We start from the raw sequence: 16,036 nt of genomic DNA, 5'->3' as shown, positions 1-16,036 counted from the left end.
TGCGGTGGGTCAGTCAGCGAAGATGTTGAATGTGCCAACGCTTTCGCGAGCAGGCTCGCTCCCACAATGAGATCCGGTGTATTCAGAGCAACCACATTAGATCGACAGGGAGTCATCAATGTCATTCACCGAACCCGCAGGACGCCCGGGCACCGTTGATTATCAATCGCCGCAATCCGAACCCGAACCCTGGCTCAACCAGGCCGAAACTATCGACAGCGAAGTCGCCCAATACTTCCTCGTCAGCGCCCGCTGCGGCTGCTTCATGCAAGCCGCGCGCAGCCTCAACGTGCGCTCGACCCTGTTGCGCAAACAACTCGCGCAACTCGAACAACAACTGCAACACAGCCTGTTCAGCTTCCAGGGCAGCGCCCTAACGCTCACCCGCGAAGGCCAACAGTTGCAGGCCCGACTCTGCACCCTCGCCCACGAACGCAAGCTCCCGGTCATTGAACAACCACTGATCCGCCTGGCCATCGCCGAATCCATCCTCCACGACATTCTCGGCCGCGACCTCATCGCCCTGCTGCGGCGCAACGCCAGCCTGCGCCTGGAAATTATTGCTCTGGATAGTGAACTGGCCTTGCGTGCGGTCAGCGCCGACATTGTCCTGTGGCTCGCACCCGGGGAGAGCCCAGATCCCGGCCCAGCATTTGCCATCAGCGAACCGCAACACATCGCGCGGATTGCGTATCTGCCGCACATCGCCAAGCGCTATTCGCGGGTGACAGCGCGACCGGAAACGCCGGATGATCTGGCGGACTTCATGCTGGTGCAGTGGCAGCATGATCGACAGGTTCCGAGTTTTCGACCGTGGAATGAATTGGTCGAGCAGCGGTTGGCCGGGGTGGTGCAGATGCAGTCTTATGAACTCATGCTGGAGATGATCCGCTGCGGCGCATGCATCGGTTTGCTGCCGACATACATGAGCCGCTTCGACCGAGGCCTCATCGCACTGCCCGGATTATTCGCCGAACCGATGCAGTTACACGCGTGGCTCGCCGTCAACACCGACTCGCAAAACTCCCCCGAAATCCAGGCCCTCACCGACCTCATCCAGCAAACCTTCAACGAACGCCACGAATGGTTCCAGCCTTGACCCGCCCCCCTGTAGGAGTGAGCCTGCTCGCGATGACGCCAGCACAGACACCACATCCGTAGCTGAATAAACCGCATCAACAGTGGGAGCGAGCCTGCTCGCGAAAGCAATCCGCCAGTCGACACTTCAGTGACTGACCCACCGCATTCGCGAGCAGGCTTGATCGTTCCCACGCAGAGCGTGGGGACGATCATCAAAGGCCCGCTACTGTGGCAACTCCAGATTATCCAGCACCCGATTCACCGCCAGTTCGCCGAGCATGATCAACTTCGCAATCCCCATCAGCGTCCCCCGCTGCGATGGTTTGACCAGTCCCGCGAATTCCTGGGCGATGGTTTTCGCTGAGGCAAGGGTTTCGCAGGCGTTGGCCAGAAGGTCTTCGTTTTTGGTGTCGGCGGTGACGGCGTACATGGCGCGGGGGCTGTACGGCGGTGGAGTAGAGCCGGGTGGGCAGAGGTAGTGATCAAGGGCGCGGTCGGCGGCTTGGTGTAGTTTTTTGGAGTCGAGGGATTCGTAGGGGGAGGTGGGGTCGGTTTCGGGTGGGTTGGGTGTTGGTTTGATCATGGGTGAAGCCTCTAGAGTGGTGAAGCTGCCACCGTTCGCTGCTAACGAAGGAGGTGGCGGCTGTACGCGGGTTAGCAGACCAGGACTCTAGAACCCGGCGCACCGAAGTGCCCCACGCAAAGCCGCCATAACGGCAAGACCTTGTGTGTCTAGAGATAACCCGGGCTGCTAAACCCGGTCACTGAACATTCAGCGACCGCACCACAATAGAATCCGCCCCCAAGACGCACAAGCCGGCGGATTCTGGCGTAGCTGTAGGCAAAGGCGCAAGAATTTGTAGCCTGGAAGGCGTGTCTGGAGGTGTCTTTTAAACAGTGGAGTTTAAAAAATTAAATAGATCTGTCCCCATTGTCATCTTTTTTCTCTGTATGTCTGAGCCATATTTGAATTTTATGGTCTCGATTTTGATATTAGTCCTTAAAACAAAGTGGATAGCCAATTGTGGTTGACGGAACGGAGCTGTATCTCAATGGTGCATTAAAATGTCCGTCAGGCGGTGATGTTAAATAAATATAGTAGGTGTGCGGGGATGTCGTCACTATAAATCCCGGCAGAAAATGCCGTTGTGGGGTTCCAGATTCGCTAGTCGGCTTGATATGGTATTTTAGATTCAATCTTTGAACGAGATCATCGTCGCCATATGCCGCAGGACATGGGGAGCCGTTGATGTTTTTCATCCACAGATTCGCTTGGTCAGTTGTCATCACACTAGCTGAACAAGCCAATTGCCGCACGTTGGAAACATGCACCGCGATTTGTTTAGTCTGGCCAGATTGGTCTGATACGGATATCATGGCTGCACCATTTCCTTGACTGCGGATAGTTCCGTCCCCATCAACTGAAGCGACTGTGATATTGTCTGAGGTGTAAGTATACGGAGGCAGTCCTCCCATGGCGCTTCTTTGGAGAGCTGTTCCTGAAAGATCTTTGCCAGTTAGCTCCCATTTAATTATTTCTAAATCAATTGTAAAGTTGCGTCCTGAGAGAACTACCGGCGTTATGTCGACGATCATTTCGGCAACAACCGTTAAACTCCAATCCCCAGAATCCACCTCACCACTGTGATACAACGACCTCGCAAACAACCGATGCTGCCCTTCATCAACCGAAATCTCATGAGTCCAGCGACCCGATACTGGGTCAGCCGTCGCCGGCCCTTTGGAAAGGATCGTCGAACCATCATCATCGAAGATTTCAACTTCCAGCCCGAGGCTGGCTTTGCCTGACAACGTCAGCTCAGTGCTGACCGTCCAGCCGTCCTGCAGCACTTTTTCTCCATTCGAGTCCAACACCTCTTCCAGTGTAGGCACAACCAATTCCACAGCCTTGACCGTGTATACCCGATCCGGGAATTTCACAGCGTTGGCTTCGATATTGCTCTTGTCCATCGCAACCAGGTATTTGATGGTTAGCGTCGTATCATGGCCCAACTCCAATAGATAACTGTTCGCCAGCGTCTGAGGCCAGAATCCCTGGTTGATCCATACACTATTAACCCTTGCCGGCAACCCCTCCCAGACCGTCAGGTTATGCGCGGTGCCGTCAGCTTTTTTACCCTCAAGCCGTAACCAGCAAGGCTGTTCGGCTTCAATCAAGGTGTGCAGCAGCGCATGAATGGTTGCGTCTTTGGTTCCCAGTGCTGTGATGTCCAGAAAGTTATTGGTGTCGGCCTCGACGATTTTTGGAGTAATCAAAGCGGTTGCCGGTAGAGGCAGGATGTCCAGCAGCAAGGCCGCCGATTCTATGGGCTTGCCGTCACGCTCTGTGAAATAAGTGCATTTGATCTGCTGGCCAAGGCTGTATGCGAGCACCGAGCGCGGTACTGCGAATTCCAGACCGGCACTGACCAATCTTGCGGGGCTGGTGTGAGAGCCCTCCGGCACAGCCGTCGCGCCTTGCCACTTCACCCACAATGTGTCAGTGGGCAGTAACGACCCCTGCGGCACGAGCATACGGATCTCTGGATTGGTGGGACTGAATTGGTTGCCATTCATGCCCCGCACGGTCGGTGGTTCGAGGGTCAGGCGTCCGAGGTGGATATCCAGACGTTCATCCGAAGAATCGACAAAATTGCCCAGTTGGTCAAACACATTGAATTTCAGAATCGCACTGGGATTATCCCCTGCACGCAGAAAGGCGTCGGTAAACAGTGTGTGAGTGATGGCGGTCGGCGGGGTAGGCGTGTCGAAGTAAACTGTTGTATCGCCTATAGCAAATTCGATGCGATCAAACTGCCGCCGATTGTTGTAACTGAAACCGAACTTGACACCCTGCGCCGCTTGCTCTGGCCCGACCCCGTTTTCGATTACATGGGGCGGAATGACCAGCTTTAGCGTATCAGGCAGGTTTCGGTGGTACAGCACGAACAGATCCCGAGACTGTTGTTCATTGCCGCTGCCCGCACGGGTGACGATGTAATAAATGCGATTGGGGCCCTGAATCAGCCGTCCGTGGACCAGGAGTAGGCGGCAGCGCTGATTTTCTTCACCGGGCTTTATTGTTGTGCCGGTTATGGGAGTTGGACTGTCATTGATATACAGATCCACACGGTCATCGATCGCCATGGTCCAGCCGGCGTGTTTCATCTCTGTCCAGGGGTCGATCAGGATTTCCAGGCCTTGCGGCTGATCATCGTAAAGCGACTTGGGGATACCGCCGTCAGCAACGCCGTCTGGTTTCACGGGGGTTACCCAGCCTTGAATGATGATCGGGTATAAAACAAAAAGCTTGTCGAACGCCGAAGACTGGATATCCATGAGGTCACTCCTTGAGAGTTTTGCATTGGCTGAGGCGTGACCCATCTGACGCCAATCTGAAGAAAAAAACACCTGTCAGATCTGACAGGTAAAAGCGTTTTTCAGACGAGCGGTCTTGTTACCCGTTGTTTATGCGTCCGTTGACGGGAGTAAGCCTGCATCGCAAATGCGACAACCCGAGCTACGAATTCATTGACCGACACGCCGCTTTCGCGAGCAGGCTCGCTGCCACAATTTCATCTCGCCAGACTCGAGATCAGCGGTTTAGAGTGACCAGCCACACGCTGATCACGGACCGATCCCATGTCAGAGCCAACCCCCACGATCCATCTCGAACGCTCCAACGAATCCCACCTCGAAGGCATCACTGCGCTTTACAACGATCCCGCCGTTGCGCGGCAGGTGCTGCAGATGCGGTTTCAATCCATCGAGGTCTGGCGTCAGCGACTGCAGGCCGACAGCGAGCGCGCGCTGAAACTGGTTGCTCTACACCAAGGCGTGGTGATTGGCAATCTTGGTCTGGAAGCCTGTTCACGCATGCGCCGCGCTCACGCCGGCAGTTTCGGCATGGCCGTCGCGGTCGCGTGGCAGGGCAAAGGTGTGGGTTCGCAGTTGTTGGCGGCGGCGCTGGAGGTTGCCGATAACTGGATGAACCTGCACCGCGTCGAACTCACGGTCTACGCCGATAACGAGGCAGCCATCGGCCTCTACCGCAAGTTCGGTTTCGAGGCTGAAGGGCTGTTGCGTGATTACGCGGTGCGCGACGGGCAGTGGGTCGACACCCTGAGCATGGCCCGTCTGCGCGGTTCGTCAAAATCCTGAATCAGTCAGTTTCCAGCGCGAACGCCACCGCCGATTGCGCATGCAGCTCGGTGGTGTCGAGCAAGGGCAGGGCGCTGTGTTCGGGTTTGACCAGGAGGCCGATTTCGGTGCAGCCGAGGATAATTGCCTGAGCGCCACGGGCGGTCAGGGATTCGATGACGCCTTGGTAGATCTGACGCGATTGTTCGCTGATCACACCGACGCAGAGCTCGTCGTAGATGATCCGGTGCACGTCCTTGCGCTCGGCTTCGTCGGGCACCAGCACCGTCAGTCCTTGTGCGACAAGACGCTGCTTGACGAAGTCCTGCTCCATAGTGAATGCCGTGCCGAGCAGCCCGACCGTCAGCGCGTCGATTTCCAGCGCCGCTCGCGCCGCCGGTTCAGCAATGTGCAAAAACGGAATACTGATCGCCGCCTGAATCTGCTCGGCGACCTTGTGCATGGTGTTGGTACACAACACCACGCAATCGGCGCCGCCAGCTTCGAGCCGGCGCGCGGCGTCCACCAGAATCGCCGCTGCATCGTCCCAGCGCCCGGCGTGCTGGGCCTGTTCGACCGGGCCGAAATCGACGCTGTACATCAGCAACTGCGCCGAGCGCAAAGGGCCGAGGCGCTCGCGAACCTGTTGGTTGATCAGGCGATAGTATTCGGCGCTGGACTCCCAGCTCATGCCGCCGATAAGGCCGATGGTGCGCATTGGATTTCCTCAAGCAAATGTCAGTGTCGGGCATTCAGGTGTGCCCGAAGTTTCCTTCTGTTCGAGAGTCGACGCCAGTACCGACTGACTGTACCGCCGATCTTTCCCGCAACTGTGCATCTGCAAGAACTAAACGTACGCCGCGCCGGGGATCTGCCACTATCACCCTTCGCAGGTCCTTTCCGAGGAACACCGCAATGAACGACGTACAGCAACTGGGCGAGATGCTTCGCCACTATGCCGAAAGCGAAGCGCACAAGAAGCAACTGTTCACCACCCAATCGGCCGCTTGGGCGGCTCGGATTGGCGCGCTGTTCGACCAGATCGAGCAATGGCTTGAACCGGTCAAGGCGCCGAATCTGCTGGAGGTCAGTCGCGAGGCGTATCTCGCGTCGGGGCCGAGCGTGCCGGTGGAAACCTCGACATTCAAGACGGAAAAATTGAGCATTGTGATTGCCGGCAAACCGGTGGAGTTTGTGCCGGATGTGATGGGCAGCGGCGGGCAGATTTCCCTGGCAGTGATGGGGCTGACGGCGGCGCGGTACGGGAGCATTTCCCTAGTTGGCTTGGCGGATGGTGCGTGGCAGTGGCGCAAGACTAATGGCTTGAAGGATCCGGATACGTTTGCCTTCGACGCCGATTTCCTTGCTCAGCAACTGCAAGGCCTGATTCCTCGCGATCGCACCTAGATTGGGACGCAGAGCGTCCCGGGCTGCATTCCCACGCAGAGCGTGGGAACGATCAAACACCGCTATCGCGAGCAGGCTCGCTCCTTGGGGGGGTGAGGCGAGTACCGGGGAAACCCTTAGGTTCGGTGCCAATCCGGCATTTTCCCTTGGGTCACTGATGGCCTTTTGGTAGAGTCGCCGTCGCCAGCGGGTTTTCGGCTGGACGATGGAACCGAAGAAGGGAGTCTGATCAGTGAGTCCGGGCAAAAAAATCCTCGGTCTCACGGCGTCGCTTTTGCTGCTGACGCTGTGGGCCAGTTACTTTTACGTATTCAAGGAAAACCGCGACGGCCAGCTTGGCGGTGTCGGTGAAAGCACCGCGTGGTGCGGCACGCCACCGAGCAGTGAAGCGGCGTTGCTGGGCAAGGATCAACTGACCTTGCGCGTCACCAACAACCTGCGCGGCGAGTTCATGGTCGGCGGTTCGCTGGTGGTTTCCGAACGCACCTTCAACCGCTACGACCTGGGCCGCAACGAACTGCGCCTGCGTCTGGAACCGTTGCAGTGGTCGTTCGGCGTGACGCCGATCTTCCTCGAGCAGATCAAGGTGCAGCCGCTGAGCCGCAACCTCTCGTCGACCAACAAAAGCGCCTTCGCTGAACTCGAACCACGGCCGATCGGCGTGCACGCCCAGACCGCGGCGTTCCCGTTCGACACTTATCGCTACGGCTACAAACCGGTGCTGTATTACCTCAAGGGCAGCGAGCGCATCGATCTGCGCTTCAAGAACATCACCACGCTGATGGAGATGTCCAACACCTTCACGCCGATCCAGAAGTACAACCGCGCCGACTACATCAACGAGAAAAACTCGATGATTCGCGATGAGGACTACAAGCCTTACGGCGCGCATGAGTGCGCGTTCAGCGTCGAGCGCAAAGGCTCGTTCAAGGTGGTGGTGCTGTTGCTTCTGCTGGTGCTGTGCCTGCCGCTGATGCTGGTGTTCTACCGCGATGAACCGGGGATCGACTTTCTCGCGACGCTGGTGGGGATTGCGGTGGTGCGCACATTGCTGATCGGGCCGGTGGAGGATTTCCAGCTGTACAACATCGACTTTTTGTTTGGTGCGGCGATTCTGCTGGTGGGTACGGTGTCGCTGATCAAGGCGATGCGTGCTAATAGCCGGCGGGAGATGGCTTTGCGCAGTGGCGAAACATCGTCCTGGTGAAGCAAGCGCGGTGGTAGCCCTGTGGGAGCGAGCCTGCTCGCGAAAACGCTACGTCAGCCGACTGCGATGTCACTGACAGATTGCATTCGCGAGCAGGCTCGCTCCCACAGGTGATCGGGGGGCATCCCATCGATCACTTGAGCGCCGGATCCCCCATATTCATTTTCTTCCAGCCCTGCAGCAGCACCTGCGCCTTGGGTTCCTGGCCGCTATCGAGGTAGTACTGAATCAGCGACAGCCGCGCATTGCGGTTGGCCGGTTGTACCTTGAGCAAACTTTCCAGAATCGCGCACGCCTCATCAACCTTGCCGCTCTCATGCAGCGCCACCGCCAGTACATAGCCGTATTGCGCATTGTCCGGTTCCAGTTGCGCGGCTTTGCGCAGGTAGGACATGGCTTCGGCGGACTGGCCGGCACGGATCAGCGACAACCCGCGCGTGTGCTGTAACAGCGCCGCATCCGGATGCTGCTTGAGGCTGTCATCCAATAGCTTCTGGGCTTCGGTGGCGCGACCATTCGCTTCCAGCCACTGTGCCAGCGTGACCAGCGCCGGGTAGAAGTCCGGGTCACGTTGCAGGGCGCTGCGCAGCAACGGTTCGACCTCGACACTGCGCCCGCTGGCCTGGTACAGCATGGCTAGATTGAGATTGGCCTCGGCACGCTCCAGCAGGCTCTTCTGCACGGCCTCATACTCGCCGATCGCCGCGTTCCAGCTGGCTTGCGCCGCACCCAGGCCATTGTTGCGCGAGGCACCTAGCAGATCCCGCGCGGCGACGATGCGCACGGCTTTCACTGGATCATTGAGCAACGGCGCCAATAATGGCGCACGCTCAGGCGGTGGCAGGAATGCGCTGATTGCCCGCACCGCACTGTCACGCACCTGTGGCTCTGGATGTTTCAGATCCTGAGTGGCCAGTTTCAGCGCCTGTTCGCTCGGGTACAGCGGCAATTCCGCCAGCAACGTCGCGCGCTGGATCGCCGGCAGGTTGCTGCGCTGCAATTGCTGGTACAGCGCGTCGGCGGCGCCGGGCTGGCCATTGCGGATCAGCCACAGGCTTTCGTCATAGCGTGGCGCCTGCTGAGCCGGGGAGGCGGTGGCGTTCCACAATTTGAACTGCGCGGTAACCTTGTCGCCGGCCTTGCCCTGGTGACAGGTCAGGCAGGCGTCTGGCGTGCCGAGTTTCTGCGCACGCTCCGGGTTGGGAATACTGAAACTGTGGTCATGCCGAAAGTCGTTGCCCATGTAGAACTTGCCAGGCATGTGGCAATCGACGCACTGCGAGCCGGGCTGGCCCATGGCGTGGCGGGTGTGTTCGATGGAGTCGTAATTCTTCGCTTGCAGACCCGTGCCGTCGACGCCAGCGACCGAGGTCTTGCCCGCCGTGTTGTGGCATTGCAGACACACGGCGTTGCCCGGTGCCTTCAGCTCGTTGCTGTGCGGGTTATGGCAATTGCTGCAGCGCACGCCCTTGTCGAACATCTTGCTTTGGAGGAACGAGCCGTGTTCGAACACTTCGTCCTTGATTTTGCCGTCCAGCGCATAGAGTTCGCGGGTCAGGGCGCTGGGCAGGTAATCGTCCATCAGCCGCTTGCCGACGGTAAAGCCATCGCCCAGCGGCGCGCGGCGGGAATGGCAGCGCGCGCAGGTTTCGATTTCTACCGTGGCGTTCTTGTCCTTGAGATCGACGTCGAAGCCCTTATGGATCAAAACGCCTTTTTTCTGCGCCCACTCCAGGTGATTCGACGCCGGGCCATGACAGGCCTGACAGCCGACTCCGAGGCTGTTCCACTGACTGTCGAAGCTGTTGCTGGCCGCATCGAAATTGCGCTTGAAACCGGTGGTGTGGCATTCGACGCACATGAAATTGGCGTTCTGGCTCGGTTTGCTCCAGTGCAGCGGATTCTTGAAGTTCACGCCCTGGCCGGCGTACAGATGAAACCAGCGATTTTTCTCGGTATCCCACGCCACGCCGAGGGCTTGCAAACGCCCCTGACCGACCTCGATCAGATATTGCTGTAGCGGCGCGATGCCGAAGGTGTAGGCCACTTTGAAGTCGGCATTCTTGCCGTCGATGCCGGGCGCATTGACCCAGAATTCATCGCCCTTGCGGGTGAACTTTGTGGTCTCGTTCTCGGCCTTGAAGGTCACGTTGTTAAAGTCGCCAAGGGTGGTTTCGGCGGTCGCCGGCTGCATGGCGAGCTGGTGATGCGAGCCTTGCCAGTCCTTGACCTGTTCGCTGTGGCAGCCCTGGCATTGCTGCTCATCGACCATGCTTGCCGGTTTGTTTGCCACAGTCGGTTGCGGCTTGGCTGGCGGTGCTACAGGCATGCTGATCGCTGCGGGTTTGACGGGGGCCGGCGCCGGGCTGAACAGGAACCAGCCAATGCCCGCCACGGCCGCCAGCAGCACACCGATGGTGATTGGAAACAGGTAACGTGAAAAAGAGGAGGGTGACGCGTCAGGCTGAGGTTGCACCGCTTTGTTTTTGTGCTTGGGCATTGCGACTTCCGTAGTCCGGTGCGTTGGCCTTCTGGCGTGCATACATCTGGATGCAGCTTTGCCGCATGCAGCGCGTCTGTCAAATAAGCGCTGTGACTTGCTGCGCAGCGCCGTGTGAATTTTGTAATTTGCAATCGCAATTGCTGCGGTTTTAGCTATACCTGTAACTCCCCCTATGCAAACGATTTGGCCTTCTGACAGGAGTTACAGCATGAAGCTAGCCGTAATGATGGGCACGCTGTGCATCGCCACCCTGGGTGTGGTGGGTTGTTCCAGCAAAACCGTCGAGCCAGACCAGTACTCCGGTTTTCTCAAGGATTACAGTCAACTGAAGGAGACCAAATCACCGTCGGGTGCCGAGGTGATGCGCTGGATGGACCCGAAACTCGACATCAACAAATTCAGCAGCGTCTATGTCGAACCGAGCCAGTTGTATCCGAAGCCGCAAGCGACGGAAAAAATCCCCCAGCAGACCCTCAATGGCATCACCAGTTATTACGATCAGGCGCTCAAGCGTGAGCTGAGCAAGTCGCTGCCGCTGGCCACCGGCCCGGGGCCTGGCGTCATCGTGATCCGGCCGGCGATCACTGCGGTGAGCAGCAAGACCGAGGGCCTGCATGTGTATGAGGTGATTCCGATTGCCTTGGTGGCTGCTGCGGTGAGTACGGCCACTGGTATTCGCGATCAGGAAACCACGTTGGCCACCGAGGCGGTTTTCCTTGATGGCAGCAGTAACAAGGTGGTGGCTCAAGTGGTGCGCAAGGGCACAGGTCAGCCGCTGGAAAACTCCTCGCAGGTGATGAAAGCCACTGACGTCAAAGCGGTGATCGATGGCTGGGCGAGTGACATGCATCAGACGTATCTGAAGCTGAAGTCCGAGGCCAAGTGATGTCGTGAGGCTTGGGCCTTTTCGTAAGCAGACTCGCTCCCATTGATTGCAGTTTGGTTTGGGGGCTTGTCTGCTTGGGGTTTTGGGGTACATATCCGTTGCTGCGGTAACGGCGGCTTAGGGTTCCGCCCTTACGGCGGGTCACCTTTTTCAAACGCCAAAAAGGTAACCCAAAAGGCTTGCTCCTACGTTCGGCCCTCGCAGGCTCGGGTTCCTTCGCTGCGGGACTGATCCGGGCGCAGCGGCTACGGTTTGCTTCGCTGCACCTCCTTCCGCTGTGTCTGGCTGCGCCAGACGGTCGCTACGCTCCCACCCCCGGATCAATCCCTCCGCTCAGCCTTCCGACGTCGCCGGTGGATCAAGATCAAAAGCACTCGAGCTTGCGCTCATTGTGTAGGAGCTGCCGAAGGCTGCGATCTTTTGCTTTTGCTTTTCTGTGGGAGCGAGCCTGCTCGCGAAGGCATTCTGTCAGCCCCGCCTTACTGCCCGACAAACCAGCGAAAATATGGGTTCGCCCGATCCCCTTGCATCACTTCCCGGATATCCCGACCCCAGGCGTCCCGATCGCCGTCGTAGGCGTGCAGGCTTGCCCGATAAAATTGCATCAACCGCTGCCGATGCGTTTCCATCCGTTCACTGAACCCAGCATCGGCATTGACCAGTGTCGGTGGCTGATACAAGTCCAGCAGCGCCGGTAGCACGCGGGTGATTTCCTTGCTGCGTACCCAGGGCGCGTATTCGATGCGCGGCTGATCATCGGTCACTGCCGGCGCGTCGGCGGCGAAGCGCTCCAGGCCGGTGCGATCGGTGACCCAGGTGGCCAGCAGCGCCGCCGCCGAGCCGATGCCGACGTCCTGCAAGGTGTTGCGTACGCTGTCCTGCTGGAAGCGCGCGGTGATTTTCGCGGCGTCCAGTTGCATCGGGTTCATTGAGCCAACCAGCAGCATTTCGTGGAACTCGCTGGTCCACAGCGAGGCATGCGGGAAGACATCGAGGAAGCTGCGCACCAGTGAGCGCGAGTCGTCGATATTCTGCGTCGGCAGCGGCAGCCACTGGGCAACGATGCCCTGGTCCTGCAAGCGACTGGCGGCCAGCTGGTAGAAGTCCCGCGAATACAAATTGACCACGCCAGCGGCGGAGGGCGGTGGCGGTTCCAGGGTGATCACGTCGTAGGTCTGTGCACTGCGCAGCAGTTCCTGGCGGCCGTCGCGCAGGCGTACGTCGACGCCGGGATCGGTGGCCGCATTGAAGTTGCCCTTGAACAGGTGCGCCGCTTTCACCACCGATGGCAGCAATTCGGCAACCACGCGATGTTCCAGCCCCGGATAGCGCAGCATGGCGCCTGCGGTGATGCCGGTGCCGAAGCCGATCACCAGGGTCGAGCGCGGTACACCGTTGTGGATCAGCAGCGGCAGCAGCGCCTGAATGCGCATGTAGCGCAGCGACGGCATGGCATCGCCGGTGTTCGACACGCCCTGGATGTACAAACGGTGGAAGGTGTTTTCGCCACGTCCCTGAGTGACCACCGCGACCGTGCCGCCGCGTCCTTCCTCGTAGAAGGCCAGCGTGCCATTGCGTGCGCCGGGCAACAGGCTGGCCAGTTTGTCGACGGGCGTCAGTACCGCCACTGCAACGCAAACCAGACCTAGTGCGACCACGGCCTGGCGCCGACCTTTCGCCACGCCATGGCCCTTGCGCACCGCCAGATAACCAATTGTCGCTGCGACGAGCGCCAGTAGACCGAGGGTGCGCACAAGTCCCAGCAAAGGAATCAATACGAAGCCGCAAAGCATCACACCGATGATCCCGCCCAAGGTGTTGAACGCGACAACGGCGCCGACATCGCGGCCCACACGTTCGCTGCCGACACTCAGGCGCAACGCCAGAGGAAACGCCGCGCCGAGCAGCAGGGTCGGCACAAACACGATGCTCAGCGCCGCCACGGCAAAGCGCGCGCTCATACCCGCCAGCTCACTGACGCCCAGACTCAGCAGCCAGGTTTCCGCATGGCTCTGCGCGAGCACCAGCCAACGACCCAGCACGGCGATCTCCAGCAGCGCAATCAAACCTGCACCGGCAATCAACAAGCCGAATACGCCCCATGGGTCGCGAATGCGCTCGACGCGACGGGCGAGCAGGGCGCTGCCGATAAACAGCCCGGTCAGGTAAGTCGCCAGCACCACGGCGAACGCGTAGGTGCGCGTGCTCATGAACTGCACGATCGATTGCGACCAGACCACCTCATAACCCAACGCCACGCCCCCGGCGATCGCGTAAAGCCACAGCGCAGTGCGGTCGGCTGCTTTGGCGTTGCCGTGTTTGACCGGCGTGGCCAGCGCCACTGGCTGCTGGCGCTGCAACCACAGCGCACCGGCCGCGGCGAGCAGGTTGAGCATCGCGGCGAACAGCGCACTGCCGCGCACGCCGAGGCTGGCGATCAGTACGAACGCGGCGAGCAAAGTGCCAACGATCGCGCCCAGCGTATTCGCCGCATACAACTGACCGCCGGCCTTGCCCGGCTCAGCCGCCAGTGAGCGCACCAGCACCGGCAGCGTCCCGCCCATCAACACCGCCGGAATGCCCACCAGCGCAAACGGCAACAGCCACGCCATGACGCCGACATGACCTTGCAACCAAGCGAAAGGACTCGCCGCCAGACTCATGGCCACTGTCGCGCCAACACCGAGTATCGCCACCAGTACCTCCAGCCCGGCATACAGCAGAACCGGCTGTTGCAAGCGATCGGCCCAGCGCCCGAACAGCCAGCCGCCGAGGGCGAGCCCGGCGAAAAACGCGCTGATGCCGGTGGTGATCGCATAGACCTCGACGCCGACTACCAGCGATAGCTGTTTGATCCACAACACCTGATAGACCAACGCCGCCGCGCCGGAGATGCATAGCAGCAGGGCAGGGATCATTGAGGTGGCGGACGCGGCTTGCGGAACGGGTATGGCCGACGGCTTGCTGGCGATACGTGAGGACATGCGGTGAGCCTTGTTATGGATTGGCTGATGTTGATCGTTCCCACGCTCTGCGTGGGAATGCCTCACTGGACGCTCCGCGTCCGCTTCGGCATTGGACGCAGAGCGTCCCGGGCTGCGTTACCACGCAGAGCGTGGGAACGATCGCAGAAAACCTTGTGGGAGCGAGCCTGCTCGCGAACGAAACCGACCCGGTCGCTTGTTGAAAACAGGGCCGCCCGCCGATGAAGGCGAGCGGCGGTACAGCACTATTACTGGGCTTTCTTCATTTTTTCTTCGATACGGCGGTCCACATCCTCGCGGATCTGGTCGATGCTGAAGCTCGCCGGACGCTGGCTAGGTGGATAGTCGACGAACGTCTGCAGGAACTTCGCCGCGCGGCGGGTACCGTCGAAAATCAGATAATCGTTTTTCGTCAGCCAGTCATAGTACTGGTCAGACACGACATCGGCGCGTTCGTACGGGTCCATGCGCAGGTTGAACATTTTCGGCACACGCAGGCAGGTGAACGGTTCGCTCCACACCTGCAGTCCGCCGGGCGCGCGCTGCTCACAGAACACCAGTTTCCAATCATTGAAACGCATGCTGACCAACGCACCGTCATCGTTGAAGTAGTAGAACTCCTTGCGCGCGCTCTTGTCGGTTTTACCCGTCAGGTAGTCCAGCTGGTTATAGCCGTCCAGGTGCACTTTGAAGTTCTTGCCGCCGATGTCGGCGCCCTTGAGCAAGCGGTCCTTGATGTCGGTGTCGCCCACGGCGGCCAACAGTGTCGGGAACCAGTCCAGACCGGAGAACATCTGCGTGGAGACTTCGCCTGCTTTGACTTTGCCCGGCCAGCGAATCATCGCCGGTACCCGGTACGCGCCTTCCCAGTTCGAGTTTTTCTCGTTGCGGAACGGCGTCGTTGCAGCGTCAGGCCACGACCATTGGTTCGGGCCGTTGTCGGTGGTGTAGACAACGATGGTGTTCTCGGTCAGCTTCAAGTCATCCAGTGTCTTGAGCAGCTTGCCGACGTCGCCGTCATGCTCGAGCATGCCATCGGCATATTCGTTGCCGACCATGCCGCTTTGGCCTTGCATGGATTCGCGCACGTGAGTGAAGGCATGCATGCGTGTGGTGTTCATCCAGACAAAGAACGGTTTGTCCGCCTTGGCCTGTTTCTCGATGAACGCTTGCGCTGCCGCAGTGGTTTCGTCGTCGATGGTCTCCATGCGTTTCTTGGTCAGCGCGCCGGTGTCTTCAATCTTGCCGTCGGCAAAACTGTGGATCACGCCACGAGGCGAGGCGGCCTTGACGAACTCGGCATCATCCTTGGGCCAGTACGGACGCTCCGGTTCCTCTTCGGCGTTGAGGTGATACAGGTTGCCGAAAAACTCGTCGAAACCATGGTTGGTCGGCAGATATTCGTCTTTGTCGCCCAAGTGGTTCTTGCCGAATTGACCCGTGGCATAGCCCTGGGCTTTCAGCGCTTGGGCAATGGTCACATCGCGTGGCTGCAAGCCCACCGGAACCCCCGGCATGCCGACTTTCGACAAGCCGGTCCGCAATGGCGTCTGCCCGGTGATGAACGACGAGCGTCCGGCCGTGCAACTGTTTTCGGCATAGTAATCGGTGAAGATCATGCCTTCTTTGGCGATACGGTCGATATTCGGCGTCTTGTATCCGACCACGCCCATGGAATAGGCACTGATGTTGGTCTGGCCGATGTCGTCGCCGAAGATCACGAGAATGTTGGGTTTTTCAGCCGCTGTGGCGGTTGCCGACAGCGCCATCACCGAGGTTGCCACCAGGGCGAGTTTCGGTAGCCACTTGCGTATGCGAGTCATCTGACT

Annotated in this window: 11 protein-coding genes; 5 read left to right on the top strand and 6 right to left on the bottom strand. The window is 59.2% G+C overall.

The features are described 5' to 3' along the window. Positions 1 to 118 precede the first annotated feature (118 nt). Positions 119 to 1,099 (top strand): LysR family transcriptional regulator, encoded by a 981-nt coding sequence (locus tag AB4N47_RS10675; RefSeq protein ID WP_341637628.1) that lies wholly within the window; start codon positions 119 to 121, stop codon positions 1,097 to 1,099. A 204-nt stretch (positions 1,100 to 1,303) separates the two neighbouring features. On the opposite strand, the gene AB4N47_RS10670 is transcribed toward AB4N47_RS10675, so the two are convergent. Continuing rightward, complete coding sequence (locus AB4N47_RS10670) at positions 1,304 to 1,663, bottom strand: DUF6124 family protein (RefSeq protein ID WP_341637627.1); 360 nt, start codon at positions 1,661 to 1,663, stop codon at positions 1,304 to 1,306. 410 nt (positions 1,664 to 2,073) lie between these two features. Beyond that, positions 2,074 to 4,419 (bottom strand): hypothetical protein, encoded by a 2,346-nt coding sequence (locus AB4N47_RS10665; RefSeq protein WP_341637626.1) that lies wholly within the window; start codon positions 4,417 to 4,419, stop codon positions 2,074 to 2,076. Between the two features lie 303 nt (positions 4,420 to 4,722). Between AB4N47_RS10665 and AB4N47_RS10660 the strand changes: the two genes are divergently transcribed. Further along, positions 4,723 to 5,241, top strand: a complete 519-nt coding sequence (locus AB4N47_RS10660; protein WP_460154506.1) for a GNAT family N-acetyltransferase — start codon at positions 4,723 to 4,725, stop codon at positions 5,239 to 5,241. A gap of 1 nt (position 5,242) precedes the next feature. On the opposite strand, the gene AB4N47_RS10655 is transcribed toward AB4N47_RS10660, so the two are convergent. Continuing rightward, the gene (locus AB4N47_RS10655) at positions 5,243 to 5,938 is read right to left on the bottom strand and encodes an aspartate/glutamate racemase family protein (RefSeq protein ID WP_341637624.1); all 696 of its coding nucleotides are present in this window, start codon (positions 5,936 to 5,938) and stop codon (positions 5,243 to 5,245) included. Between the two features lie 197 nt (positions 5,939 to 6,135). Here AB4N47_RS10655 and AB4N47_RS10650 point away from each other — a divergent pair, with 197 nt between their 5' ends. Next, complete coding sequence (locus AB4N47_RS10650; protein ID WP_341637623.1) at positions 6,136 to 6,627, top strand: hypothetical protein; 492 nt, start codon at positions 6,136 to 6,138, stop codon at positions 6,625 to 6,627. Between the two features lie 232 nt (positions 6,628 to 6,859). Further along, positions 6,860 to 7,834 carry a hypothetical protein gene (locus AB4N47_RS10645; RefSeq protein WP_122612274.1) on the top strand — a complete coding sequence of 325 codons (975 nt, stop codon included), beginning with the start codon at positions 6,860 to 6,862 and terminating at the stop codon, positions 7,832 to 7,834. A 133-nt stretch (positions 7,835 to 7,967) separates the two neighbouring features. Here the strand turns inward: AB4N47_RS10645 and AB4N47_RS10640 are convergent, their stop codons facing one another. Further along, positions 7,968 to 10,334, bottom strand: a complete 2,367-nt coding sequence (locus tag AB4N47_RS10640) for a tetratricopeptide repeat protein (protein ID WP_460154505.1) — start codon at positions 10,332 to 10,334, stop codon at positions 7,968 to 7,970. A gap of 211 nt (positions 10,335 to 10,545) precedes the next feature. On the opposite strand from AB4N47_RS10640, the gene AB4N47_RS10635 reads away from it, so the two are divergent. Next, positions 10,546 to 11,223, top strand: a complete 678-nt coding sequence (locus tag AB4N47_RS10635) for a DUF3313 domain-containing protein (RefSeq protein WP_016774611.1) — start codon at positions 10,546 to 10,548, stop codon at positions 11,221 to 11,223. A 479-nt stretch (positions 11,224 to 11,702) separates the two neighbouring features. On the opposite strand, the gene AB4N47_RS10630 is transcribed toward AB4N47_RS10635, so the two are convergent. Next, entirely contained in the window at positions 11,703 to 14,207 is a 2,505-nt protein-coding gene (locus tag AB4N47_RS10630) for a fused MFS/spermidine synthase (protein WP_341637621.1), read from the bottom strand. Positions 14,208 to 14,455: 248 nt separating this feature from the next. Next, on the bottom strand, positions 14,456 to 16,030 hold the full coding sequence (locus AB4N47_RS10625; protein WP_016774612.1) for an arylsulfatase: 1,575 nt from the start codon (positions 16,028 to 16,030) through the stop codon (positions 14,456 to 14,458). Positions 16,031 to 16,036 lie beyond the last annotated feature (6 nt).

The organism is Pseudomonas sp. S3_G06, assembly GCF_054667565.1.
Note: the sequence above shows the minus strand (reverse complement) of the source record. Positions and strands in the feature narration are given on the sequence as shown.

Coding starts and splice junctions, on each gene's coding strand:
- AB4N47_RS10675 (WP_341637628.1), top strand. CDS start 119: ATGTCATTCACCGAACCCGCAGGACGCCCGGGCACCGTTGATTATCAA.
- AB4N47_RS10670 (WP_341637627.1), bottom strand. CDS start 1,663: ATGATCAAACCAACACCCAACCCACCCGAAACCGACCCCACCTCCCCC.
- AB4N47_RS10665 (WP_341637626.1), bottom strand. CDS start 4,419: ATGGATATCCAGTCTTCGGCGTTCGACAAGCTTTTTGTTTTATACCCG.
- AB4N47_RS10660 (WP_460154506.1), top strand. CDS start 4,723: ATGTCAGAGCCAACCCCCACGATCCATCTCGAACGCTCCAACGAATCC.
- AB4N47_RS10655 (WP_341637624.1), bottom strand. CDS start 5,938: ATGCGCACCATCGGCCTTATCGGCGGCATGAGCTGGGAGTCCAGCGCC.
- AB4N47_RS10650 (WP_341637623.1), top strand. CDS start 6,136: ATGAACGACGTACAGCAACTGGGCGAGATGCTTCGCCACTATGCCGAA.
- AB4N47_RS10640 (WP_460154505.1), bottom strand. CDS start 10,334: ATGCCCAAGCACAAAAACAAAGCGGTGCAACCTCAGCCTGACGCGTCA.
- AB4N47_RS10635 (WP_016774611.1), top strand. CDS start 10,546: ATGAAGCTAGCCGTAATGATGGGCACGCTGTGCATCGCCACCCTGGGT.
- AB4N47_RS10630 (WP_341637621.1), bottom strand. CDS start 14,207: ATGTCCTCACGTATCGCCAGCAAGCCGTCGGCCATACCCGTTCCGCAA.
- AB4N47_RS10625 (WP_016774612.1), bottom strand. CDS start 16,030: ATGACTCGCATACGCAAGTGGCTACCGAAACTCGCCCTGGTGGCAACC.